The following is a 22697-nucleotide window of genomic DNA, read 5'->3' as shown; positions in this document are numbered from 1 at the left end:
AAACCGCAAAAAGGCAAACCCAATGGTTTGCCTTTTTGTTATTTACTATTTACTGGAATACGAGTTACTATGAAGGTTATTAGTCTTTTTATAGACTAGAAACTTACTCTTCAGAAGCCATTTAATAATTTTACTTCAGTATTGCTGGGACAAAGGGATACTTTCATAAATGAACCTCTTCTCTATAAAATATAGTGAAGCAGTAAGGTAAGAAAGATACCAGTTAATCCACCAAAAAGAACTTCAATTGGTTTATGGCCGAGGAGTTCTTTTAGTTCCTTCCGTTTTTCCCGCTCAGGCTTTTTCGGCCAGTCCTTCGCATCATCAATAATACGGTTAAAATCTGCGACAAGCTGATTTAACACAATAGCTTGTTCACCAGCTTGTCGGCGAACACCTGTGGCATCGAACATCGTAATGATTGCAAAAATAGCAGCAACAGCGAATACAGGGGAATTCATTCCCGCCTCTAGAGCAACACCAGTTGATAGCGCGGTCACAGCTGCAGAGTGGGAACTTGGCATTCCACCAGTACTAGTTAGTAGTGACCAGTCAACTCGCCTCGTGGCAATATACTGGATAGGTACCTTTACGAACTGAGCAAAAAAGATTGCAGCAATTGATGCCCATAAAGGAAAATTAGTTAGTAAGTCCATAGAAGTGTCCCCCTAAATAATCATTACAGAATAATTTTACCCTTCAATGAGAGTTTCATTAACCTGGAGGTGCTTACTTGTTGAATGAATATCCTATTGAGTATTATCAATTTTTTATCAAATTTAATGAAGGAGATTACTACACTTGTCACGACCTATTAGAAGATATGTGGATGGAGGACAAGAGTAATTTGTTTTTAAAAGGGCTCCTGCAAATGAGTGTGGCTATTTATCACTATAGCTATGGCAATGTTAAAGGGACAAGGCTGATGATGAAAGTAGCTCATGAATATCTACAGCCTTATCGACCAAAACAATGGGGTCTTGATCTTGAGTCAGTTATTGCCTATATCGAGCACTGCATCTCTATTATACCAGATGATATCGATAAAGTTTCGTTTTCTAAAATTGAAGAACTGCCAGCTTTGCCAACATTATTCTTATACTTAGAAGATGATTAGCCTCTCGAAATATTTTTCTAGGTTAGATATAATAAGAGTATCTTTTGGAGGTGGATCATTTGTTTAATGTGAAAAATCAAGTCGATTTAAATACAACTCATGAATGTCTAGTGGTTGGTGTAACTCACAAGACGACGAGTTTAGATGGTGTTTTACAAGAGTTGGATCAACGTTTTGATGGAGAAATCATCAATTTGCTTAAGAGTGGAGATATTTCAACGAAGAAAAAAGCAATTTCAAAAGTACATACGCTTAATAAAATTGGTGCAAAAAGGCTCTACTTTGTTGGTCTAGGAAAAGAAAAGGAATTTTCCTTTGAACTACTACGCGAAGCATTTGGCCGTTTATTCAAATCATCCAAAGCGGAAAAATGGACGGAAGCGGCTTTTGTCCTCGATACTTTTACTGGTGAGAAAGTAGAGATGCTCGATGCGGCACATGCGTTAGGGGAAGCGTGTGCAATGGCAACCTATCAATTTGAAGGATATAAGCAAAAATCCAATGAACCTGATAAGAAAATTGAACAGCTTACGATTTATTCTTCGAAGCTAGATGAAAGTGAAGTAGGGGCAGCCCTTTCGGTAGGCTATGTGTACGGACAAGGCGTTAACTCTGCTCGTACACTTGTTAATTTGCCAGGAAATATGCTGACAGCAACAGATATGGCTGACTATGCTCAGAGTCTTGGGGAGAAGTATGGATTTGAGGTCGAAATCCTCGATAAGGCAGAAATTGAGAATCTTGGGATGGGCGCACTATTGGCCGTTAACCAAGGATCCGAAGAACCACCAAAAATGATTGTCTTGAAATATCAAGGCAAAGAAGAGTGGAAGGATGTCATTGGACTTGTAGGGAAGGGTATTACCTTTGATACAGGCGGCTATTCTTTGAAGACGAAGACAGGCATTGTCGGAATGAAAACGGATATGGGTGGTGCTGCGGCAGTACTTGGGGCGATGGAAATTATTGGTGAACTCAAGCCGGAACAGAACGTCGTCGCCGTCATTCCTTCAACGGATAACATGGTAAGTGGAAAGGCATTTAAGCCAGATGATGTGATTACATCAATGAGTGGAAAGACAATTGAAGTTTTAAATACAGATGCAGAAGGTCGTCTGGTACTTGCAGATGCTGTTACTTACGCTAAGCATCATGGAGCCAATTATCTAGTCGATGTAGCAACACTAACCGGTGGCGTTATTACAGCTCTCGGACTTGAGACAACTGGGGCTTTTACCAATCATGAAGCTTGGTTTGAACAAGTACTGGAAGCATCCTACGAAGCTGGTGAACCGATGTGGAGGTTACCAATCTTTGAAAAAGATAAAGAAAGAGTGCGAGGAAGTAAAATCGCAGATTTAAATAACTCTCCAGGAAGCGAAGGCCATGCGATTATGGGGGCTGCTTTCGTTGGAGAATTTGCAGAAGGAACTCCTTGGGTTCATCTTGATATTGCAGGAACATCTGGAACAAGGAAAGACCATGACCTTGGTCCAGTAGGAGCAACCGGTGTGATGACAAGAACCCTGGCATTATTAGTAGAAAGATTTGAACCTATTTCATAAAAGTAAAGGGAATTTTCAAGAACCAATTAGGTACAAACTTTGGGTATAGGGACTGAAGTGACCTTGTAATCGATTGAAGAGGGATATTGGAGCCCTTAAAGTGCCCGTATCTTTGGTCTTATAATTGATTTGGTCACATTGAACTCATCAATGTGACCATTTTATTAATATCATTTGCTATTTGGTCACATTGAGCCCTCCAAGGTGCCCGTTCCATTGACCTCATAGTCAATTTGGTCACATTGAACTCATCAATGTGACCATTTTATTAATATCCTTTGCTATTTGGTCACATTGAGCCCTCCAAAGTGCCCGTTCCATTGATGTCATATTCGATTTGGTCATATTGAACTCATCAATGTGACCATTTTATTAATATCATTTGCCATTCGGTCACATTGAGCCCTCCAAAGTGCCCGTTCCATTGATGTCATATTCGATTTGGTCACATTGAACTCATCAATGTGACCATTTTATTAATATCCTTTGCTATTTGGTCACATTGAGCCCTCCAAAGTGCCCGTTCCATTGACCTCATAGTCAATTTGGTCACATTGAACTCATCAATGTGACCATTTTATTAATATCCTTTGCCATTCGGTCACATTGAGCCCTCCAAAGTGCCCGTTCCATTGATGTCATATTCGATTTGGTCATATTGAACTCAACAATGTGACTATTTTATTAATATCCTTTGCTATTCGGTCACATTGAGCCCTCCAAAGTGCCCGTTCCATTGACCTAATAGTCAAAATTGGGTCACATCCAGCCCATTCAAAGTGCCATTTTTAGACTGATTGTAGTTTGATAAAAAGAGAAAGCGGTATGGATTGGCAGCCTAAACAAGTACTGGAGGGGAAACAGATAAAGTCATCTAAGACTTAACTGACGGACTAATAGTTATTTGAGTGGCGAGATCATGCAGATAGGCAAGCATCCTGGACTATTCAGTCAAAACATTGTGCCTGGCTTGAAACAACAGAAATCAACATTATCGGAAGAACAGAGCCTAATATGAAAAGCAATTGACTTTTTAATATAAGTTGTGCTATTTTAGTACATATATTTTAGTTCTCTACCATTTTACCAAACTAAAGTATTTTACTAATTTGCTAGCAAAGCATCTTATGAGGAGACAACTATGAATGCTGTAATTATTGCTGTTATCGTTATGCTTGTATTAAGTTTATTACGAGTAAATGTCGTTTTATCCCTTATTGTTGGTTCCCTAGTAGGGGGATTGACGGGAGGATTAGGGCTAGAAAATACAATTGGAATTTTTGCAGGTGGTCTAGGAGGTAGCGCGGAAGTTGCATTAAGTTATGCCTTACTAGGTGGTTTTGCGGTTGCGATATCTGCTGCAGGCTTACCGACTGCACTTGTCGATTGGATGCTGGGGATGGTGGCTAAAAATGGCCAACAAAAGGCGAAAACCTATTCCAAAATTATGATTATTTTATTTATCTTACTGATGTCTATTTTTTCACAGAATTTAATTCCAATTCATATTGCATTTATTCCGATATTAATTCCACCATTATTGTTTATCTTTAATGAATTGAACATAGATAGAAGACTAATTGCTTCTGTACTAACTTTCGGTTTAGTGACACCATATATTTTGCTTCCAGCAGGCTTTGGTGCGATATTCCATGAGATCTTACAGACAAATATTGCAGATAGTGGACTAGAGATTGCAGCAAGTGATATCCCAACCGCAATGCTTCTCCCTGCTGTGGGGATGCTTGTTGGATTACTAGTTGCTGTTTTTATTTCATATCGGAAGCCAAGAGCTTATGTCCAAAATAATAAAATGGAAGTGAAAAAAGGCTCTTATTCAAAAAAAGGGATTACTTTTTCAATTTTAGCCATTATCGCCGCACTCGCAGTACAACTAATGACGGAGTCTATGATTATTGGAGCCTTGGTTGGAATTGTGGTTATCTATATGAGTGGAACGATTGAATGGCGTGAGGCTGATAATCTTCTTACAGAAGGTATGAAGATGATGGCCTATATTGGTTTTGTTATGCTTGCCGCTTTTGGTTTTGCAGATGTGTTAAAAGAGACTGGGCATGTTGCAGGGCTTGTTGAGTGGGCTGCGGCAACCATTGGTGATAATAAGGCTTTAGGCGCTCTTATGATGCTTGTGGTTGGCTTGCTCGTGACCATGGGGATTGGCTCCTCGTTCTCAACGATCCCCGTCATTGCGACCATCTTTGTACCCCTTTGTATGGAGCTTGGGTTTAGCCCAATGGCGACAATTGCGATTGTAGGTACAGCGGCGGCGCTCGGAGACGCTGGTTCCCCAGCATCTGATAGTACACTTGGACCAACAGCAGGGTTAAACGTAGATGGTCAGCACAATCATATTTGGGACACTTGTGTTCCGACTTTCACACACTATAATTTGGGGCTTATTCTCTTTGGTTGGTTAGCAGCAATGATCTTATAAAATCTTATAAGGTAAATATGTTGTTTCTCCTTTTCTGCTAGTTGTTTGCCCACTCATAAGCTAGGTCATTTGCATATGAAATAGGGAAGGCATTGCAACTAGAAAAGGAGGAAAGCCTAATGTACGGTATGAGAAACCCGCACAATAGATTTATAGGTGCACCATTTTTATTCGGAGGACCGTTTATTGGTGGAGTCTTAGGTGGATTATTAGGAAGTGCTATCGTTAGACCTCGACCCTATCCATTCTATCCACCAGTTCCAGCCTATCCACCATATCCTTATGGGTACGGATACGGATATGGCCCATATCCCTACAGATAATGAATAAAAATAAATGAAAGCAGCTCATGTTAAAGGGCTGTTTTTCTTTTGTTCTATTTTAGCAATCGGTAAGTAAATCACTAACAATTTATTCCTCGCATTTTGTCTGAATTCTGTAGAACTTGTAAAATGAAAGAGGGAATTCGGAAAATATACCGAAATATTCATTATCACTATGAAAGTATAGTTAATTAGTGTATACAAAGGATCAAAAGGAGAAGGGAGAAGGGAAAATGAAACTGGACAAAACACTTATGAATTCTTTAGGAATTGAAATGGTCGAACTACAAAAGGGGAAAGTAATTGCTACAATGCCAGTAGATGACCGGACACGACAACCGTTTGGATTGCTACACGGCGGAGCATCAGTAGCACTTGCTGAAACAGTTGCTAGTATAGGGGCTTATGAGCTTGTTGACCAAGAAACAGAAGCTGTGGTTGGACTAGAAATAAATGCGAATCACATCCGCTCCAAACGGGATGGGGTAGTAACAGCAACTGGGACCGTCCTTCATCAAGGCAAAACAACAATGGTTTGGGAAATAAACATTGCCGACGAAGAAGGCAAGCTCGTATGTATTTCAAGATGTACAATTGCGGTCATTAAGCTAAAACGATAATATAATCGGGTGTTTACGTAATTGCTTTCTAAGCAAACATAGTCTAACCTAATTACAATTTTTTAGCTAAAGTAACCAAGTTTAACGAACATAATAAATTGAGCCACTAACCAAGGATTAGTGGCTCTTTTTTAGATTGATTTGCTTTGTTTCACTTTTTTTCGATCTCTTGCTAGTTCGTCGGTCACACTTTGTTGTGCTAACTTAACACCTGAGTTATAGGCAGCCCGACCAATTAGATGACCACTTACTGGTGCAGTCATAAAGATAAACAGCATCGTAAGTACTATGCGGGAATTAAATTGTCCCTCGAAAAACATGAAATAGAATAAAGCTCCAAGGAGAATCATTAAAACACCTAAAGTTGTGCTCTTGGATATTGCATGATTTCGAGTATAAACGTCTGGGAATCGAATCGCTCCAATTGTTGCAACAATGCTAATAAGAGCTCCTATGATAATGAACAGTCCAATAATAACCTCATAAATTTCGGTCACGTTCCAAAATCTCTCCCTTCTCAAGATACTTGGAAAAAGCAACAGTACCAATGAAGGCAAGAAGTCCGATAAGTATCATGATGTCAAGAAATGCACTTGTTCTAAGAATAATGGATAAAATCGCAATAATCGCGACCAGATTTATTCCGAGTCCATCAAGAGCGATTACTCGGTCAGGAACCGTTGGGCCTTTAATAACACGGTATACAAGACCAATCATAGCAATTGAAATACACAGAAGTGCGATGTAGAGTACGATATTAAGCATTACCGGCTCACCTCCATGATCGCTTTTTCGAATGTATTTTTAATGCTATCAACTGAGTCTTTAACATCATCAATATGGACGGCATGAATATAGAGAACTTTATTGTCATCTGATACATCAACCGTTAAGGTTCCTGGTGTTAGAGTAATGAGATTACCGAGTAGCATGATTTCCCAGTCCTTTTGTAGATCTGTAGGAAGTGCAAAGATCCCAGGTTTTATGTTTACTTTTGGCTTTAACACAAGCTTTAGGACCGTGATATTTGATAAAACAAGTTCCTTGATAAAAAGGAAAAACAATTTAATGACAGCCCAAACGCGGTGCAGATAGAACCGATAAGGAAAATAACTTCGAAAAATGAATAATATGACTAGACCCCAAAAGTAACCGACCACAAATGCTGCTGGGGTAAAACTTGTCTTAAAGAACATCCATAAAAATGCAAGAAAAAAATTAAGTAACATCTGAAATGCCATAGCCCACTACTCCTTTAAAACTGCTTTAATATAGATTTCCGGATTACTTAGTGTCTCGGCAGCAGTTGAAATGATTGGATATATGGCCTCAGTCCCGAGTCCATAAAGAACGGCACAAATAGTCAGGATAACAGGAGCAGTTAGCAACCACTTTACTGGCTGCTTTTCTTTTTGTGAATATTCACGAGCTTCTCCCCAGAAGCCATTAATAAAGATTTTCATGACAGAAAAGAGGACAAACAAGCTTGATAGCAGAACAATGCCTGCACCCCAGTAGTTCCCTGCCTCAAACCCTGAGCGGACAATCAAGACTTTTCCCATAAATCCACTAAGTGGTGGGATTCCACCCAGAGTTAGCGCCGCAATAAAGTAAGTCCAGGCTAGTCCCGGATAACGGTGAATTAGTCCACCCATGTCTTTCAAGTTGCTAGAACCAGCGATTTTGATCATGATTCCGATTAACAAGAATAAAGCTGCTTTGATAATCATGTCATGAATTAGATAAAAGATTGAGCCTGTAAGGGCCTCTGTCGTAAGGGTAGCTACTCCAAAGAGAATAACCCCAACCGCAACAATAATGTTGTAGATGATGATTTTCTTAACATCAGAATAAGCGATTGCCCCGATTACACCGATAACGATAGTGATGATGGATAAAATCTCAAGTAATTCATGTGTATAGCCTACATCCTGTGTAAAAAACAGTGTATAGGTTCTTGTGATTGAGTAAACCCCTACTTTTGTTAACAATGCTCCAAACAAGGCCATTACTGGAGCCGGAGGAGCATAGTAGGACCCAGGGAGCCAGAAGTACAGTGGGAAAATAGCGCCCTTAATCCCAAAAACAATTAGAAACAAAACAGCAATGACTGTGACAATTCCGGATTGCCCCAACTCATGTAGTCTTACCGAAATATGAGCCATGTTTAGGGTACCAACAATTGAATAAAGATAGCCAACTGCAATGACGAACAAAGCAGAAGAGATAACATTCACAAGTAAGTATTTAATTGTTTCTCTTAGCTGAATTTTCATCCCACCTAACACTAGGAGGACATATGAAGCCATTAACATAACTTCAAAGAAAACAAACATATTGAAAATATCGCCAGTTGTAAATGCCCCGTTAACACCGAGAATTAAGAAGAAGAAAACAGGGTAATAATAGTATTTCTCCCGTTCCTTCCCGATTGATTTGAAGGAGTAGAGGAGGCATACAAATGCGATTAAGCTTGTTGTTACAACTAGAAGTGCTGAAAGCATATCAGAAACAAGCGTGATTCCAAACGGTGCTTCCCAGTTACTTAAATTCATCGTTTGGATTCCATTTGTATATACAGTTGTAGCTAAACTAATAGCAGCGATTATTGTTAAGACAGAACCAATGGTCGCAATCCAGCGCTGAACAGGTATGTTCTTTGCGAAGAAGATTAGGATAATCGCTGTGAAGAATGGTATAAGTAACGGTAGTGTGATTAGACTATTCATTTCCTTCCTTTCCTCTCATGAGTTCCATATTGTCGGTACCAAGCTCCTGGTAGCTCCGATAGGCCACGACCAAAAATAAGGCCGTAATCCCAAAGCTAATAACAATGGCTGTCAAAATTAAAGCTTGTGGAAGTGGATCTGTATAGGCTTCAGCATGCTGCCCAAGGAGGGGAGCAGCTCCGGTTTTTAAGCCACCCATCGTTAGTAAAAGCAAGTGAACTCCATGACTTAGCAAACCAGTCCCAACAATAATTCTTAGTAAGCTTTTGGAAAGCATAAGATATGTCGCTGACATAAAGATAATTCCAATAAGAAATGCCATTAAAATTTCCATTATTCGCTCTCTCCAATCGTTTGAATAATGGTCATCGTCACGCCAACGACGACTAAAAAGACCCCGGTATCAAAAAGGACGGCTGTATGGAGGGACATCTTCCCTAACAGCGGGGGATGAACGTACGTAAACCAGTGAGTTAACAACGGTTTGTCAAAAAAGAGTGCCCCGGCAGAGGTCCCTGCAGAAAACAAGAGCCCCGTTGCCGTTACCTTTATAAAATTAAATGGGAGAATCTTCCTGACAGTTTTGATATCATACGCAATGAGCAGTAAAACAATTGCTCCGGATGCCATTAGTCCTCCGATAAACCCTCCGCCTGGTTCATAGTGACCCGCAAAAAACATATAAACCGAAAATAGTAGGATGATGAATACGAGTACCTTTGTAGCTGTTTGTAGGATAAGATTATTGGTTTTCATCACTGTTCTTTCCCCCTTGTAAGCCGCAGTTTAATTAAGGAGAAGATTCCAAGGGCAGCGATTCCGAGAACCGTAATTTCAAACAAAGTATCAAAGCCCCGGAAGTCCACAAGGATTACGTTCACCATGTTTTCCCCGCCAGCCTTTTTATACGTATTTTCAACATAGTATTGTGAAATCGAATCAAATGCCTTACTACTGTGAGCGGATAAAGCAATAAGTGTCACCAAGGCTCCCACTCCCACAGAAATGAGGGCATTGCCCATTTTGAACGTTCTCTTCTCTTCGTGTCTGTTCACCTTTGGCAAGTGGTAGAAAGCGAGAAGGAAGAGGGCAACCGAAACGGTTTCAATCACTAACTGTGTCAAGGCTAAGTCTGGAGCTCTGAAGATGGCATAGAACAACGAGACGGAATAGCCAACCGCTCCAAGTAAAATGATGGATGTCATTCGTGATTTTGCAAAGAGAATCGAAATCGAACCAATTGCAATAATAGCTACCAATACAACCTCAAACGCTCGAATATCAGCAACATTCGTTGTATCTAATACGAATGCATTTTTTACCACCATCGTAGTGCCAAGGATGAAAATGAAAAATGCAAAGATATAAATGAGATAGGTACGGATTGAGTTGGTCATATAAGCATTGGTAAAAGAATTTGATCCCTTTTGAATCATGGCTAACCCATTATCGTAGGCTGCATTGAATGAAAACCTTTCTGGCATCCGTGTATAAACGCCTGTCCATTTTGCCATGTACTTATATAGAAGCACCCCTATGATGACTACGCCAACTGTCATCCAAAGTTCTGGTGAATCAAATCCGTGCCAATGGTAAATGTGAACATCAAATTCCATGCCTTCTTGGATAAGTTGAGGCAGAATTGAGCCCATTACCCCTTTTATTAAAGGAGCAACAGTGTTAGGGAAAAGACCAATAAGTACAACTAATGAAACAAGAATAACAGGAGAAATGAGCATTCCAATTGGCGCCTCATGAGGCTTAACTTTTAGTTTTTCAGGTTGGAATTTACCTGTAAAGGTCTTGAACACAATAATCATGCTGTAGATGAATGTGAATACGCTAGCGATCCAAGCCAATATTGGGAAAATAATTCCAAATGTATCCATATTGAAAAAGCCAATTTCCTGTGCACGCAGCATCCCTGTAAAGAACATTTCTTTACTTAAGAAGCCGTTAAACGGCGGTAAACCAGCCATGGAAAAGGCACCTATGACGGCTATAGTAAAAGTGATTGGCATGATGGTCATGAGTCCGCCTAAATTCCGGATGTCTCTTGTACCTGTCTCATGGTCGACAATTCCTACCATCATAAATAGACTGCCTTTAAAGGTAGCGTGATTTAATAAATGGAAGACAGCTGCTGTTACAGCTGCAGTATAAAACCCTGCATCTATGCTCGGATAATGAAGTGCTGCAGCCCCAATGCCTAAAAGTGACATGATTAGTCCCAGCTGACTAATGGTTGAATACGCTAATATCCCTTTTAAGTCTGTATGTCTAACAGCAGAGAAAGAGCCCCAGAATAAGGTAATGATCCCAATTCCTGCGACTAGCCAAATCCAAAGACCAGAAAAAGCAAAGATTGGAGTTAACCTAGCAACTAAATAAATCCCTGCCTTAACCATTGTTGCAGAGTGCAAGTAAGCACTAACCGGTGTTGGTGCTTCCATTGCATCTGGTAACCAAATATGAAATGGAAATTGTGCTGACTTAGTGAATGCACCAAGTAAGAAACAAATCAATGCAGCTGTGAACAGTTCGTGGGTAACAATCATTTCAGCTAGCCCAATTGATTCAGTGATACTAAATGTTCCAGTCATTAGATAGAGGAGCAGGATTCCCCCTAGCATAGATAAGCCACCAAAAACGGTGATCAGCATTGACTTTTGTGCACCATAGCGAGAACGTTCACGGTGATTCCAATATCCAATCAGTAGAAAGGATGAAAAACTCGTCAATTCCCAGAATGCGTATAAAACGATAAGGTTGTCCGATAGTACGACTCCCAACATCGCTCCCATAAACAAAAGCAGATATACATAAAATTGGTTTAGTTTTTCTTTTTCTTTTGATAAATAATAGATGGAATAAAGAACAACTAGCGCGCCTATTCCTGTTATTAGCAGAGCAAACAATAACCCTAGACTGTCTACCCTTGCCGTGAAATCAATACCAAGTGATGGAATCCACGGTAAAGTTTCCATCGTTGCTTGACCTTTAATCGCACCTGAAAGAAAGGATAAAAAGTAGACAAACAATAAAATTGGAAGTGGCAGGAGAAACCAGCCAGTATGAATTTTAGGGAATGTTTTATGTACAAAAGGAATAAAAATGGCCAAAATCAATGGTGAAATAATGGCGAGATGAAGCAAAGACAAATGTATAACCTCCTTTTAAAATGTGATTTTGTTACAACTCTTCAGCCCACTTTTTCATTTCAATGCTTATTGTAACCAAAGCCGCCGATAGCAAACAAATGATAAGGGTTACCCCTAAATACAAAATTCATTATATCGTAAATGAATACCGCATGCATTTAAGCCATTTTGGTTGCTTTATTACGTATAAACCCCTGTCTTTCTTGGCATCCTAATGTTGATGGAGGGATTTTATGGCGAAGAAAGTCATCGTATGTCTGTCCTTATTTACCGTTTTGCTAGTAGGCGCAATCACCCTCGACCGACAGCTTAGCCGCGAATTTTATGATCCTTCCTTAGAAGAGACACCGGGAATGGTTCAGGTTCAGCAATTAGGTGACGGTTCATATCTTGAAATGAAAAGGTATGAAATATTTGCTCCAAGGGAGTACGTCAGGATTATTTCAACTGACGGAAGATAGTAAAAGGATGAACAAAAGTTCATCCTTTTTTTATACGGTTTAAACTAGAAAAGGTTCTCTTTTTTAGAAAAAAAGCAAAAGTTTTTTAACGGAAGCATTAAATTACTGAAAAATTTAAAAAACGGGCTACAAAACATGCTATAATAGTAAAAATAAAAAATATATAACAGAAAAATTAGATAATAAGTTTCACAGAAAGTTGGGGAAGAATGGAGAAGAAGAATCGGGCCATTTTTATTGATTTCGAATTTACAATGCCTGACCGACAGGGGAGGAAGAAAGGGTTTTACCAAGAGATCATTGAAGCTGGAATTGTTCTTGTAGAAAACGGAAAAATTCTCGAAGAGTTTTCTTCCTTTGTCGTACCCACAAGATTTCCACGACTATCTGAGCGATGTAAATCGTTTTTAAACATTACTCAGAAGCAAGTAGACGGTGGCATCTCTTTGAATGAACTTGTGAATAAGTTAAAATCGATGGACAATCAACAACCTGGACTTGTCATCACATGGGGAAATATGGATATGAAAGTTCTACGACATAATTGTCAGCAAGCAGGACTAAAGTTCCCACTTTCAGGAAAGGAAGTTGACCTTTCCATGGAGTACAAGCGCTTCTTTGGGGATCAGAATCAAACGGGTCTTTGGAAAGCAGTTCAAGAGTACGGCCGGGAAGGAACTGGACGACATCACCGCGCTCTCGATGATGCACTTACAACCTATCATATTTATAAACTTGTTGAAAAAGATAAACAATACTTAAAACAGCCGAAGCCAACAACAATTGGAGATCGGATTGATTTATCAAAGCTTTTTAATAATTTTGCCTAAAAGCCAGGTCAATTCTTAGTTGAACTGGCTTTTTGACTTATTTCATACGCACCAAACAGAGCGCTTGCGCTTTTCTTATTTAAAGTAATCCTTCTCAAGTGTTTCGATATTCTTTAAGCTTTGTGCTGCCCATTGTGAATCATCATTTTGTAAGGCTTCCTTGAAATGAACAATGGCTGTTTTTAGCGATGTTTGGTAATCGGGAATCTCACTTTCATATGGTTTTACCATTTTCTTAGGTATGTTGGCTTGTTCTCTAAAGGCCAACGCACGGCGCTCGTGGAAAATTCCTACTTCAATATCCTTTGGGTTATGTAAGTCTCCTTGCATAGGGTGCTTCAGAACAGCTAAGACACGGACCAAATAGTGCTCTGGCCGAATATCCGTAATTTCCCCGGCGTATTTACCTGTTTTATAAATACCTGTTACTTTGTCTCCAACTTTAAATTCACTCACTCAAATCTCCCCCTATCTCTGGATTTATTAAATATCTTAGTTTATATTATGGAACATATAAGGAAAAAAAACAAAACAGGTGTTAAAGGAAAGAACCTAAACGAGAATTGGAGGGTAAAAAGGATGCGTATAAGATGGATGTTTCTAATAGTTTTTACCTTAATGGTCTTAAGTGCTTGTGGGACAAACTCTGAATCTCAAGAAAATAGCAATGATCCCGGGGAGTCCAATCCATTAAGTGAAAATAAAGCAGAACAAGAAGTCATTCCTGAGAGTGATTATTTTCCGCAATTAACAAACGAGGTAGCTGAAAATGAGAGACTTGTTGAGATGCAAACTTCAATGGGAAACCTGAAGATTAAGTTGTTTCCTGATCAAGCGCCTAAGGCTGTAGAAAATTTTATCACTCATAGTGAAAAAGGGTATTACGAGGGAGTTACGTTCCACCGCGTCATGAATGAGTTTATGATACAGGGCGGAGACCCAGAAGGCACTGGCAGAGGGGGAGAAAGTATTTTCGGTGAGCCATTTGAGGATGAGTTTTCCAATAACTTGTTCCATCTTCGTGGTGCATTAGCCATGGCAAACTCTGGTCCGAATACAAATGGAAGCCAATTCTTTATTGTTCAAAACTCCATTTTTCAGGGAGGCTATGAAAAAGAGTATCCGGAACAAATCGTTGATGCGTATGAAGCAAATGGTGGTACTCCATGGTTAGATTTCAATCACACCGTTTTTGGCCAAGTGATTGAAGGAATGGATGTTGTCGATAAAATTGCTGCTGTAGAGACAGAAGCAGGAGACAAACCGGTAGAAGATGTTGTGATTGAGAAAATAGAAGTTCTCCAGTAAGCTATTGACGAGCATCTAAAGGTGAAATAAATGGGGATATGCTATAATAAAAGCATGAATGACTGCCCTTGGCAGAAAGGAAGTCTATGAAATGAATTGGCTTGTGTTATCTTTATTTCTTTATTTTCCAGAAGACAAATCTGAATATATTCCAGCCGCTTTTTGGATAATTGTTTCATTTATTGGAGCCATTCTTGCAATGAGATTTTTTATTAAAATTTCGAAAAAGGAAGCTGACCAAACACCTCAACAAACGATACAGGATGAACGGAATAAGTAGATGGCTTTATTAGGGGACCCTGAGAAATACTTAGGGTCCTTTTTTATTATTTATTAGGTTCATGGTAGAATAGATAGATAAATTTAGAAAATATAGGTGATGACGATGGAGGCACAGGAATTAAATTTACAACTCGTGAAGGTTTTAAATGAATGGGATCCATTTGGTTGTGGAGATGGTGAGTATGATCCAGAAATAGCGGATGTGATTTACGCTGTTCACGAAACAAATGATGCGCATAAGCTAGCGATTCGCATTCAAGGGATTTACGAGCACTCCTTTGAAGAACTCCTGCCCTATGAAGGGTGTTTAATACTGGCAAAAACATTACTATCGTTAAAAGATCAAGGCTCTTGTCAAATATAAAACAGTACTAACAGAAAAACGGTACGTTCATTATGAACGTTGCCGTTTTTTTGTTGATTCATTATTGGTCGTAATTGGCCTGTCTATCACCAGAGCGCTTGGTAAAACAAAACCCCGGCTCTAAATCCCCAAAGAGATACAAAACCAGGTCGAAGGGTAAAATAGAACGATTCTAAATGCTTGAAACGGTACAAAGCAAGGTCAAAAGGTAAGTTAGTTAGACCAGATCTATTGTTTAGATTCGTTCTACAATACTAAAAGCCACTTGTATTCTCCTTCTCTTTTTCGCCTTCAAATATAAAATTCTTGATATGCTGAAAAACAACTTGCGGTCTTTCTTCAGGAACAAGATGGCCAGTATCTTTTAGTACCGTTAAGGTTGAGTTGGGGAGGTCTTGTGCTAATCGTTTTCCAATTTGTAAAGGAACTACCTTATCATATTCTCCCCAAATTAAGAGACAAGGTGTCTGAATCTGGTGAAGTATCTCTGGAGGAAGATCACCTTCGCGGTGCCGGAGCAGGCCGGTAAGTCCTTTGAAAATGCTATTTTCTAAAAAAGGATTCATATACCCTTGCCGCATTTCATCGTCGATTAAATTTTGATCATAAACGACATTCCTCAGATTTTTTTCAATCCCTGACCGCGCTAGATACACTTTAATCATGAGATAAAAGAAAGGCAAATAGCTTGCAAGGATGAGGGACTGTTTGGCTCTCTTTGAGTAACCTGAGCTGCAAAGCAAGACAGCTTTTTTTGCATGGGCGGGAAAATGGGAAAGGATATTTAGGACAATTTGTCCTCCCATCGAATGACCGACAAGATGATAGTCTGGAATGCCAAGGTTGTCTAGTAGTTCAACAACTGTCTTGGCCATATTTTTAAACGTATATTGATATTTTGCGGAGTGTCCGCTTTTGCCAAATGGAGGCAGGTCAACCGATACAATTGAAAATCTTTCTTTTAGTAACGGGACCAATTGTCTGAAGCTAAAAAGCGATGATAAAAAACCGTGTATCAAAACGACGGTCTCCTTGGAAGTAGGGTGGTTGTAATATTCGTAGTATACCTCTATGCCGTTTATTGTTTTCTTACCAGTAATAAGAGAAGTTTCCATAATCCTGACATCGTCCTCCCCGATAACCATTCTTTATAGTTTGTCCGTTATATAAACGATTGTATTCCAAAGAGATTGTTGTTAACAACTTAACGTCGATTTGTACATAGGCTGTTTTCGTAATGATTGTGGCTAATTTTAATAGCTAATTCTACCGTAAAAACAGCTAGTTATTGGTCCCATAATAAACTCACTAGACTAAAAAAGAACCTTACAAAAAATGAGCTTTTAGTATTTTATTTATGGAAGGTCTCTCCTAGAAATGTAAGCTATTTTATGTGAAAGCTAGGCCAATCATCCATATTTTCCAAAAGCAATAGCGATTGTGAAAATAGCATATAAAAAATTTTTACTTCTTTACACAAAAGCTGGGGAAAATAAGATATAATGTTTCAGACAATTTTGATATAATAGCTTTATTTATTATTGAGGAGGATATTATGCAGCTTACAGAAAAAGAATTAGAAATTGTTGAAATTCTCGAGAAGGATTCACGAACTTCAACGGAAGACCTAGCTGCGATGACTGGCCTTGCCGTAAATGAAACAGAAGAACTGCTCCATAGACTAGAAGATCTTAAAATTATTGTCCGATACACATCTGTTGTTGATTGGTCTAAAATATCTGGACATGAAGGAGTAACCGCTATGATTGATGTGAAGGTTACCCCTAAACGTGGCGTAGGGTTTGATGAAATTGCCAAACGGATTTATCGCTATAAAGAAGTAAAATCTGTTTACTTGATGTCGGGAGCATACGATCTGTCCGTTACGATTGAAGGGCGCTCGATGAATGAAGTGGCTCGGTTCGTTTCCAACAAGCTTTCTACTCTTGATTCAGTGATTTCAACGACCACTCACTTTATCTTGAAAAAATACAAACATGATGGAACGATTTTTGAACCAGAGGAAGAAGATAAGCGGATTGTGGTGTCTCCATAATGAAAACAACAAATGCCTATTTGTCCAAAACTGTAAACGAACTAAAGCCTTCAGGAATAAGACGTTTCTTCGATTTAGCCTCTGGAATGGAGGGCGTGATCTCACTGGGTGTAGGTGAGCCGGATTTTGTCACACCTTGGACGGTTAGGGAGGCGGCAATTCTCTCGCTTGAGCAAGGATATACCTCCTATACTGCCAATGCGGGATTGTTAGAACTTAGGCAGGAAATCGCTGCGTATATGGCACGCGAATTCCAAGTTGCGTATCAACCAGATAGTGAGATTATCGTAACGGTGGGAGCAAGCCAAGCGATTGACATTGCTTTTAGATCCATTCTTGACCCAGGGGACGAAGTGATTGTCGTGGAACCTTGTTTTGTCTCTTATAGTCCTTTAGTTTCTTTAGCGGGAGGGACACCTGTGCATGTGCAGGCCGAAACAGAGCAGGAGTTTAAAATCTCTCCTAAAAAGCTAGAATCCGCGATTACGTCTAAAACAAAAGCAATTATGATCTGTTCACCAAATAATCCGACCGGCACAATGCTCAATAAGGAAGAACTACAGAAAATTGCTGAGATTGCAGAACGTTATGACCTCCTTGTTATCTCTGATGAAATCTATGCTGAGCTTGTTTATGATGAGGTTTATACAAGCATGGCGGCCATTAACGGCATGAAGGAAAGAACGATTCTAATCTCAGGATTCTCTAAAGGGTTTGCGATGACAGGGTGGCGTCTTGGGTTTGTTTGTGCTCCTAAGGAGATCACAGCTGCGATGCTAAAGGTTCATCAGTATGGAATAATGTGTGCGCCAATAATGGCGCAATATGCCGGACTTGAGGCTATGAGAAATGGTCAGGACGAAGTTGAAGAGATGCGGAAAAGTTACCGTCGCCGTAGAAATTACATGGTTAGTTCCTTAAATGAATTAGGGCTATCCTGTCACTCACCTGGTGGAGCTTTTTATGTTTTTCCATCCATCCAAACAACTGGTCTAACTTCTGACCAATTTGCTGAACAACTGTTAATGGAAGAAAAAGTCGCTGTTGTCCCAGGAAGTGTTTTCGGAGAAAGTGGAGAAGGATATATCCGATGTTCGTATGCGACGTCGATTGAACAGCTTCAAGAAGCAATCAAAAGAATTCGGCGCTTTCTTGAGAAACAAACATCTTAAAGAAAAAAAGAAGGGCAGCCAAAATGGCTGCCCTTTAAAAAAGGGGGGGAATACTAGAAAGCCTTATACAAATAGGATAACCATTTCTACCAAATCTATACAATAAAATAAAAAGCGATCAGGATTTTTAGAAACCTGTCGCCAAAAACTTTTACTTTTTGTTTAACAACACAGATGCGGGGACATCTAGAACGGTGGACAGTTTTAGAATCGTTTGATTCGTTGGAACCTTTTCTCCAGATTCGTATTTCATAATCGTGTCTTTCCCGACTCGTGTTCTTGTCGCTAGCTCTTCCAAACTCAATCCACGTTCTTCTCGGAAGGATTTAATCATATCACCAATCGAAGCCATCGTTCTTCACCTCTTTATTCAATATTCTAATTTTTATTTTATCACGAAAGAAGGGTTATAACGCCTGTTTAAATGAACATTTCGTTACTTTCTGTAAATGCAAAATCTGATTTTAGGATGTGGACCAGTAGTGGTAATCTTTACTTCTAAAAAGAATGTTTTGATATTTTTAAATAAATATGGTATAATTTTTTATTGCGTATAAAAGAGATGTATAATCATAAAAAATAGGAGTGTTTTCATGTCTGAAAAAATCGAAGCAGGTAGCATATTAACTGGAAAGGTGACTGGAATTCAACCTTATGGTGCATTTGTTGCCCTAGACGACAATACACAAGGTCTTGTTCATATTTCCGAAATTACTCATGGATTTGTTAAAGATATTAACGATCACTTAAAAGTTGGAGATGAAATTCAAGTTAAGGTTTTATCTGTCGACGAAGAAGCTGGTAAAATTGGTCTTTCTATTCGTGCAACTCAGGAAGCTCCTGAGCAGCCAGTTAAAGTTAAAAAAGCTAGAAAGCGTGCAGCAGCAATCATTAACCAAGATGATGATTCCCAAGGATTTAATACACTTAAAGACAAGCTACAAGAATGGATTACACAATCAAAAATGTAATCCAAAAAAAGCTGCATCAATTATGATGCAGCTTTTTTCTTGCAATGGGGATATTTTTTTAGCTACTACAGGTAAAATTCAAGTATATGATACCTATGACCGATTTGGCTCTGTACCCTGTTGTCTCTCTGCAGCTTCGCTTGGAGCGAATAATAACCCTAAGTTGATTAAACCAGCAAGCCCTACTAAGCCGTAAATAATTCTTGAGAGACCTGCATCTTGGCCACCAAAGATTGATGCCACTAAGTCAAATTGGAAAAAGCCAATTAGCCCCCAATTGATTGCGCCAATAATGGTAAGGATTAATGCAATACGCTGAAGTGTACTCATGAGGTTTCCTCCTTTTAGTATGTCAATAATAAGATGACTCTGTGTCGGTTATTTTATTCAAGTAAGAAAAAATATTTTCAAGCGAAGAATTGGGGCATAGTAATGTTTTGCAAAGGCTATTTATTTTTTACATAATAGGAGTAAGGGAGTGATTTTTATGGATAATTTTACATTTTGGAATCCAACAAAACTTATTTTTGGAAAAGGTCAACTAGAGCAATTGAAAACGGAGGTACCTAAGTATGGAAAAAAGGTACTTGTTGTGTATGGTGGAGGAAGCATTAAGCGAAACGGTCTCTACGACGATGTAATGAATTTACTCAATGGTTTAGGAGCACAAGTATATGAACTAGCTGGTGTAGAGCCCAATCCACGCCTATCTACAGTACATAAGGGAGTTAACCTTTGTAAGGAAGAGGGAATTGAATTTCTCCTTGCTGTCGGGGGCGGAAGTGTCATTGACTGTACAAAGTTAATTGCTGCTGGTGCAAAGTATGATGGGGATGCTTGGGACCTGGTTACCAAAAAAGCATTTGCGAAGGAAGCTTTGCCTTTTGGGACGGTCCTAACCCTTGCTGCAACTGGGTCAGAGATGAATGCAGGATCAGTCATCACCAACTGGGAAACAAATGAAAAATATGGTTGGGGCAGCCCTGCAGTCTTTCCAAAATTCTCAATCCTTGATCCCGTAAATACCTATACTGTTCCGAAGAATCAAACGATTTATGGAATTGTCGACATGATGTCTCATGTATTTGAACATTATTTCCATCTTGAAGAAAATACGGACTTCCAAGATCGAATGTGTGAAGGTTTACTACTTACGGTTATGGAGACAGCTCCTAAACTCCTTGAGGACTTAGAAAACTACGACCATAGAGCCACTATCCTTTATTCCGGAACAATGGCCTTAAATGGAATGCTGTCAATGGGCTTTAGAGGCGACTGGGCAACTCATAATATTGAGCATGCCGTTTCAGCTGTCTACGATATTCCACACGGTGGTGGATTGGCAATTTTATTCCCTAACTGGATGAAGCATAACTTGCATGTGAAGCCAGAACGGTTTGCAAAGCTCGCCGAGCGTGTCTTTGGCGTCAATCCGGAAGGAAAACCAACTGAAGAAGTAGGGCTTGAAGGAATTGAAAAACTCCGTGAATTCTGGAATAGCATCGGTGCACCATCACGCTTGGCTGATTATGACATTGATGATAGCAAGCTTGAAATAATGGCAGATAAAGCTGTCATCAATGGGGAGTTCGGAAATTTCACTAAGTTAAATAAAGAGGATGTCCTTAAAATTTATCAGATGTCCTTATAAGACGATGGATGTTTAAGAGTTCCAGTGTGCCTATACTGGAACTCTTTTTCCTTTTGGTTAAAGGAAATTCAAATTGTTGATAACAATAAAAGAGAATAAAAGGAATAAGTAATAAGATTGTCTTATTGGATAAGATATCTGAAAAAATTTATTGCGCATGCGCTTACATTTTTTAGGGTACCTTGATTCTTGAACCAGCTTTGGTTAAAGTGAAAAAGAATAAACGATATGGAGGATCATGATGGCACATATTTCTTTTGATTATTCCAAGGCTTTGAGCTTTTTTGGAGAACATGAAGTTACATATTTAAGGGATTTTGTTAAAGTAGCACACCACTCTTTGCATGAAAAAACAGGAGCAGGAAATGATTTTCTAGGTTGGATTGACCTGCCTGTTGAGTATGACAAGGAGGAGTTTGCTCGTATTCAAAAGGCGGCAGAGAAGATTAAAGGTGATTCCGATATTTTGCTAGTCATTGGAATTGGTGGTTCTTATTTAGGAGCACGTGCAGCGTTAGAGTTTTTACAACACAGCTTTTACAATGCTCTTCCAAAAGAGAAGAGACAAACTCCGCAAGTCATCTTTGTTGGAAACAATATCAGTTCTACATACATGAAAGATTTAATGGATTTACTTGAAGGCAAAGACTTCTCAATTAACGTTATTTCTAAATCAGGGACAACGACTGAGCCTGCGCTTGCATTCAGGATTTTCCGTAAACTTCTTGAAGAAAAGTATGGTGCTGAAGAGGCGAAAAAGCGTACTTATGCGACGACGGATAAAGCAAGAGGGGCACTTAAAACACTTGCTGATGAAGAAGGCTATGAAAGCTTTGTTATTCCAGATGATGTTGGTGGCCGCTATTCAGTTTTAACTGCAGTAGGTCTTTTACCGATTGCAGTAAGTGGCGCGGACATTCAAAAGATGATGAACGGGGCAGCTCAAGCAAAAGAAGATTTCAGCCAGTCAGAGCTTGAAGATAATCTTGCCTACCAGTATGCGGCTGTTCGTAATGTTCTTTACAACAAAGGGAAAACGATTGAAATGCTCATCAACTATGAGCCGTCCCTAATGTACTTTTCAGAATGGTGGAAGCAATTGTTTGGCGAGAGTGAAGGAAAAGACCAAAAAGGAATCTATCCTTCCTCTGCTAATTTCTCAACCGATTTACACTCTTTAGGTCAATATGTACAAGAAGGACGTAGAGATCTATTTGAAACCATCATTAAAGTAGAAAAGCCACGTCATGAACTAACAATCGAAAAGGAAGCAAATGATCTTGATGGCCTAAATTATCTTGCTGGCCAAACAGTGGACTTTGTAAACAATAAGGCATTTGAAGGAACTTTATTAGCTCACACCGATGGTGGGGTGCCTAATTTAATTGTTTCGATTCCGCAGTTGGATGAGTATACATTCGGTTATCTTGTCTATTTCTTTGAAAAGGCTTGTGCAATGAGTGGCTATCTCCTAGGAGTCAACCCATTCGACCAACCTGGAGTAGAGGCATACAAAGTGAACATGTTTGCACTTTTAGGCAAACCAGGCTTTGAAGAAAAGAAAGCAGAGCTTGAAAAGCGTCTGAAGTAATACAACCGTTTAGTTAAGAAAAGAGTGCCAGTTAAAAACTG

27 protein-coding genes are annotated in these 22697 nt (G+C 39.3%); 15 read left to right on the top strand and 12 right to left on the bottom strand.

From position 1 onward, the window contains the following. Positions 1-182 precede the first annotated feature (182 nt). The gene (locus H0185_RS09020; RefSeq protein ID WP_221873170.1) at positions 183-656 is read right to left on the bottom strand and encodes a divergent PAP2 family protein; all 474 of its coding nucleotides are present in this window, start codon (positions 654-656) and stop codon (positions 183-185) included. Positions 657-736: 80 nt separating this feature from the next. Between H0185_RS09020 and H0185_RS09015 the strand changes: the two genes are divergently transcribed. The 5 genes from H0185_RS09015 to H0185_RS08995 all read left to right on the top strand — a co-directional run bounded on the left by H0185_RS09015 (position 737) and on the right by H0185_RS08995 (position 6080). Continuing rightward, a complete protein-coding gene (locus H0185_RS09015) occupies positions 737-1117 on the top strand; it encodes a DUF309 domain-containing protein (protein ID WP_221873371.1) in 381 nt (126 codons plus the stop codon). Positions 1118-1176: 59 nt separating this feature from the next. Next, the gene (locus tag H0185_RS09010; protein WP_221873169.1) at positions 1177-2682 is read left to right on the top strand and encodes a leucyl aminopeptidase; all 1506 of its coding nucleotides are present in this window, start codon (positions 1177-1179) and stop codon (positions 2680-2682) included. A 1141-nt stretch (positions 2683-3823) separates the two neighbouring features. Next, positions 3824-5137, top strand: a complete 1314-nt coding sequence (locus H0185_RS09005; protein WP_221873168.1) for a Na+/H+ antiporter family protein — start codon at positions 3824-3826, stop codon at positions 5135-5137. 119 nt (positions 5138-5256) lie between these two features. After that, positions 5257-5460: a hypothetical protein gene (locus tag H0185_RS09000; protein ID WP_221873167.1), complete on the top strand. Its 204-nt coding sequence runs from the start codon at positions 5257-5259 to the stop codon at positions 5458-5460. A gap of 233 nt (positions 5461-5693) precedes the next feature. Next, positions 5694-6080, top strand: coding sequence for a hotdog fold thioesterase (locus H0185_RS08995; RefSeq protein ID WP_221873166.1), 387 nt, complete (start codon positions 5694-5696; stop codon positions 6078-6080). Between the two features lie 131 nt (positions 6081-6211). Here H0185_RS08995 and mnhG read toward each other — a convergent pair whose 3' ends face one another. From mnhG to H0185_RS08960, 7 genes are read right to left on the bottom strand one after another with little or no spacing between them, the layout of a single operon-like run. After that, positions 6212-6577: a monovalent cation/H(+) antiporter subunit G gene (gene mnhG, locus H0185_RS08990; RefSeq protein ID WP_221873165.1), complete on the bottom strand. Its 366-nt coding sequence runs from the start codon at positions 6575-6577 to the stop codon at positions 6212-6214. Then, positions 6561-6845, bottom strand: a complete 285-nt coding sequence (locus H0185_RS08985; protein WP_221873164.1) for a Na(+)/H(+) antiporter subunit F1 — start codon at positions 6843-6845, stop codon at positions 6561-6563. Before H0185_RS08985 ends, mnhG begins: the two co-directional genes overlap by 17 nt. Beyond that, positions 6845-7321 carry a Na+/H+ antiporter subunit E gene (locus tag H0185_RS08980; protein WP_221873163.1) on the bottom strand — a complete coding sequence of 159 codons (477 nt, stop codon included), beginning with the start codon at positions 7319-7321 and terminating at the stop codon, positions 6845-6847. The genes H0185_RS08985 and H0185_RS08980 overlap by 1 nt, the downstream gene beginning before the upstream one ends. A 6-nt stretch (positions 7322-7327) precedes the next feature. After that, on the bottom strand, positions 7328-8809 hold the full coding sequence (locus tag H0185_RS08975) for a Na+/H+ antiporter subunit D (RefSeq protein ID WP_221873162.1): 1482 nt from the start codon (positions 8807-8809) through the stop codon (positions 7328-7330). Then, positions 8802-9143, bottom strand: coding sequence for a Na(+)/H(+) antiporter subunit C (locus H0185_RS08970; RefSeq protein ID WP_221873161.1), 342 nt, complete (start codon positions 9141-9143; stop codon positions 8802-8804). Before H0185_RS08970 ends, H0185_RS08975 begins: the two co-directional genes overlap by 8 nt. After that, positions 9143-9565, bottom strand: coding sequence for a Na(+)/H(+) antiporter subunit B (locus H0185_RS08965; protein WP_221873370.1), 423 nt, complete (start codon positions 9563-9565; stop codon positions 9143-9145). The genes H0185_RS08970 and H0185_RS08965 overlap by 1 nt, the downstream gene beginning before the upstream one ends. After that, positions 9565-11970 (bottom strand): Na+/H+ antiporter subunit A, encoded by a 2406-nt coding sequence (locus H0185_RS08960; protein ID WP_221873160.1) that lies wholly within the window; start codon positions 11968-11970, stop codon positions 9565-9567. The genes H0185_RS08965 and H0185_RS08960 overlap by 1 nt, the downstream gene beginning before the upstream one ends. A 233-nt stretch (positions 11971-12203) precedes the next feature. Here H0185_RS08960 and H0185_RS08955 point away from each other — a divergent pair, with 233 nt between their 5' ends. Both H0185_RS08955 and kapD read left to right on the top strand, forming a co-directional pair. Further along, a complete protein-coding gene (locus H0185_RS08955; protein WP_221873159.1) occupies positions 12204-12431 on the top strand; it encodes a hypothetical protein in 228 nt (75 codons plus the stop codon). 209 nt (positions 12432-12640) lie between these two features. Then, positions 12641-13261, top strand: a complete 621-nt coding sequence (kapD, locus tag H0185_RS08950; protein WP_221873158.1) for a 3'-5' exonuclease KapD — start codon at positions 12641-12643, stop codon at positions 13259-13261. A gap of 75 nt (positions 13262-13336) precedes the next feature. Here the strand turns inward: kapD and kapB are convergent, their stop codons facing one another. Continuing rightward, the gene (gene kapB, locus H0185_RS08945; RefSeq protein ID WP_221873157.1) at positions 13337-13717 is read right to left on the bottom strand and encodes a kinase-associated lipoprotein KapB; all 381 of its coding nucleotides are present in this window, start codon (positions 13715-13717) and stop codon (positions 13337-13339) included. Positions 13718-13840: 123 nt separating this feature from the next. Between kapB and H0185_RS08940 the strand changes: the two genes are divergently transcribed. The 3 genes from H0185_RS08940 (at position 13841) to H0185_RS08930 (ending at position 15215) form a co-directional block, all read left to right on the top strand. Beyond that, positions 13841-14569 (top strand): peptidylprolyl isomerase, encoded by a 729-nt coding sequence (locus H0185_RS08940; protein WP_221873156.1) that lies wholly within the window; start codon positions 13841-13843, stop codon positions 14567-14569. A 91-nt stretch (positions 14570-14660) separates the two neighbouring features. Next, positions 14661-14849 carry a hypothetical protein gene (locus H0185_RS08935; protein ID WP_221873155.1) on the top strand — a complete coding sequence of 63 codons (189 nt, stop codon included), beginning with the start codon at positions 14661-14663 and terminating at the stop codon, positions 14847-14849. A 105-nt stretch (positions 14850-14954) separates the two neighbouring features. After that, a complete protein-coding gene (locus tag H0185_RS08930; RefSeq protein ID WP_221873154.1) occupies positions 14955-15215 on the top strand; it encodes a DUF1871 family protein in 261 nt (86 codons plus the stop codon). Positions 15216-15469: 254 nt separating this feature from the next. Here H0185_RS08930 and H0185_RS08925 read toward each other — a convergent pair whose 3' ends face one another. Beyond that, positions 15470-16330 carry an alpha/beta fold hydrolase gene (locus H0185_RS08925; RefSeq protein WP_221873153.1) on the bottom strand — a complete coding sequence of 287 codons (861 nt, stop codon included), beginning with the start codon at positions 16328-16330 and terminating at the stop codon, positions 15470-15472. A gap of 440 nt (positions 16331-16770) precedes the next feature. Here H0185_RS08925 and H0185_RS08920 point away from each other — a divergent pair, with 440 nt between their 5' ends. Together H0185_RS08920 and H0185_RS08915 are read left to right on the top strand one after the other, a co-directional pair. Continuing rightward, positions 16771-17271: an Lrp/AsnC family transcriptional regulator gene (locus H0185_RS08920; RefSeq protein ID WP_221873152.1), complete on the top strand. Its 501-nt coding sequence runs from the start codon at positions 16771-16773 to the stop codon at positions 17269-17271. Then, the gene (locus H0185_RS08915) at positions 17271-18443 is read left to right on the top strand and encodes an aminotransferase (RefSeq protein ID WP_221873151.1); all 1173 of its coding nucleotides are present in this window, start codon (positions 17271-17273) and stop codon (positions 18441-18443) included. The genes H0185_RS08920 and H0185_RS08915 overlap by 1 nt, the downstream gene beginning before the upstream one ends. A gap of 151 nt (positions 18444-18594) precedes the next feature. On the opposite strand, the gene H0185_RS08910 is transcribed toward H0185_RS08915, so the two are convergent. Further along, a complete protein-coding gene (locus H0185_RS08910) occupies positions 18595-18795 on the bottom strand; it encodes a helix-turn-helix domain-containing protein (RefSeq protein ID WP_221873150.1) in 201 nt (66 codons plus the stop codon). A gap of 241 nt (positions 18796-19036) precedes the next feature. On the opposite strand from H0185_RS08910, the gene yugI reads away from it, so the two are divergent. Beyond that, on the top strand, positions 19037-19414 hold the full coding sequence (gene yugI, locus H0185_RS08905; RefSeq protein ID WP_221873149.1) for a S1 domain-containing post-transcriptional regulator GSP13: 378 nt from the start codon (positions 19037-19039) through the stop codon (positions 19412-19414). Positions 19415-19507: 93 nt separating this feature from the next. Here the strand turns inward: yugI and H0185_RS08900 are convergent, their stop codons facing one another. Continuing rightward, positions 19508-19744, bottom strand: coding sequence for a DUF378 domain-containing protein (locus tag H0185_RS08900; RefSeq protein WP_221873148.1), 237 nt, complete (start codon positions 19742-19744; stop codon positions 19508-19510). Positions 19745-19901: 157 nt separating this feature from the next. On the opposite strand from H0185_RS08900, the gene H0185_RS08895 reads away from it, so the two are divergent. Beyond that, entirely contained in the window at positions 19902-21065 is a 1164-nt protein-coding gene (locus tag H0185_RS08895; RefSeq protein ID WP_221873147.1) for an iron-containing alcohol dehydrogenase, read from the top strand. Positions 21066-21303: 238 nt separating this feature from the next. Further along, complete coding sequence (locus H0185_RS08890; RefSeq protein ID WP_281427597.1) at positions 21304-22656, top strand: glucose-6-phosphate isomerase; 1353 nt, start codon at positions 21304-21306, stop codon at positions 22654-22656. Positions 22657-22697 lie beyond the last annotated feature (41 nt).

This window comes from Mesobacillus maritimus (assembly GCF_019749255.1).
GTDB classification, from domain to species: Bacteria; Bacillota; Bacilli; order Bacillales; family Cytobacillaceae; genus Mesobacillus_B; species Mesobacillus_B maritimus_A.
Note: the sequence above shows the minus strand (reverse complement) of the source record. Positions and strands in the feature narration are given on the sequence as shown.

Bases quoted from the DNA above. Each gene is read 5' to 3' on its own strand.
- H0185_RS09020 (WP_221873170.1), bottom strand. From the start codon at position 656: ATGGACTTACTAACTAATTTTCCTTTATGGGCATCAATTGCTGCAATC.
- H0185_RS09005 (WP_221873168.1), top strand. From the start codon at position 3,824: ATGAATGCTGTAATTATTGCTGTTATCGTTATGCTTGTATTAAGTTTA.
- H0185_RS09000 (WP_221873167.1), top strand. From the start codon at position 5,257: ATGTACGGTATGAGAAACCCGCACAATAGATTTATAGGTGCACCATTT.
- H0185_RS08995 (WP_221873166.1), top strand. From the start codon at position 5,694: ATGAAACTGGACAAAACACTTATGAATTCTTTAGGAATTGAAATGGTC.
- H0185_RS08985 (WP_221873164.1), bottom strand. From the start codon at position 6,845: ATGCTTAATATCGTACTCTACATCGCACTTCTGTGTATTTCAATTGCT.
- H0185_RS08980 (WP_221873163.1), bottom strand. From the start codon at position 7,321: ATGGCATTTCAGATGTTACTTAATTTTTTTCTTGCATTTTTATGGATG.
- H0185_RS08975 (WP_221873162.1), bottom strand. From the start codon at position 8,809: ATGAATAGTCTAATCACACTACCGTTACTTATACCATTCTTCACAGCG.
- H0185_RS08970 (WP_221873161.1), bottom strand. From the start codon at position 9,143: ATGGAAATTTTAATGGCATTTCTTATTGGAATTATCTTTATGTCAGCG.
- H0185_RS08965 (WP_221873370.1), bottom strand. From the start codon at position 9,565: ATGAAAACCAATAATCTTATCCTACAAACAGCTACAAAGGTACTCGTA.
- H0185_RS08955 (WP_221873159.1), top strand. From the start codon at position 12,204: ATGGCGAAGAAAGTCATCGTATGTCTGTCCTTATTTACCGTTTTGCTA.
- kapD (WP_221873158.1), top strand. From the start codon at position 12,641: ATGGAGAAGAAGAATCGGGCCATTTTTATTGATTTCGAATTTACAATG.
- H0185_RS08940 (WP_221873156.1), top strand. From the start codon at position 13,841: ATGCGTATAAGATGGATGTTTCTAATAGTTTTTACCTTAATGGTCTTA.
- H0185_RS08935 (WP_221873155.1), top strand. From the start codon at position 14,661: ATGAATTGGCTTGTGTTATCTTTATTTCTTTATTTTCCAGAAGACAAA.
- H0185_RS08930 (WP_221873154.1), top strand. From the start codon at position 14,955: ATGGAGGCACAGGAATTAAATTTACAACTCGTGAAGGTTTTAAATGAA.
- H0185_RS08925 (WP_221873153.1), bottom strand. From the start codon at position 16,330: ATGGAAACTTCTCTTATTACTGGTAAGAAAACAATAAACGGCATAGAG.
- H0185_RS08920 (WP_221873152.1), top strand. From the start codon at position 16,771: ATGCAGCTTACAGAAAAAGAATTAGAAATTGTTGAAATTCTCGAGAAG.
- H0185_RS08915 (WP_221873151.1), top strand. From the start codon at position 17,271: ATGAAAACAACAAATGCCTATTTGTCCAAAACTGTAAACGAACTAAAG.
- H0185_RS08910 (WP_221873150.1), bottom strand. From the start codon at position 18,795: ATGGCTTCGATTGGTGATATGATTAAATCCTTCCGAGAAGAACGTGGA.
- yugI (WP_221873149.1), top strand. From the start codon at position 19,037: ATGTCTGAAAAAATCGAAGCAGGTAGCATATTAACTGGAAAGGTGACT.
- H0185_RS08900 (WP_221873148.1), bottom strand. From the start codon at position 19,744: ATGAGTACACTTCAGCGTATTGCATTAATCCTTACCATTATTGGCGCA.
- H0185_RS08895 (WP_221873147.1), top strand. From the start codon at position 19,902: ATGGATAATTTTACATTTTGGAATCCAACAAAACTTATTTTTGGAAAA.
- H0185_RS08890 (WP_281427597.1), top strand. From the start codon at position 21,304: ATGATGGCACATATTTCTTTTGATTATTCCAAGGCTTTGAGCTTTTTT.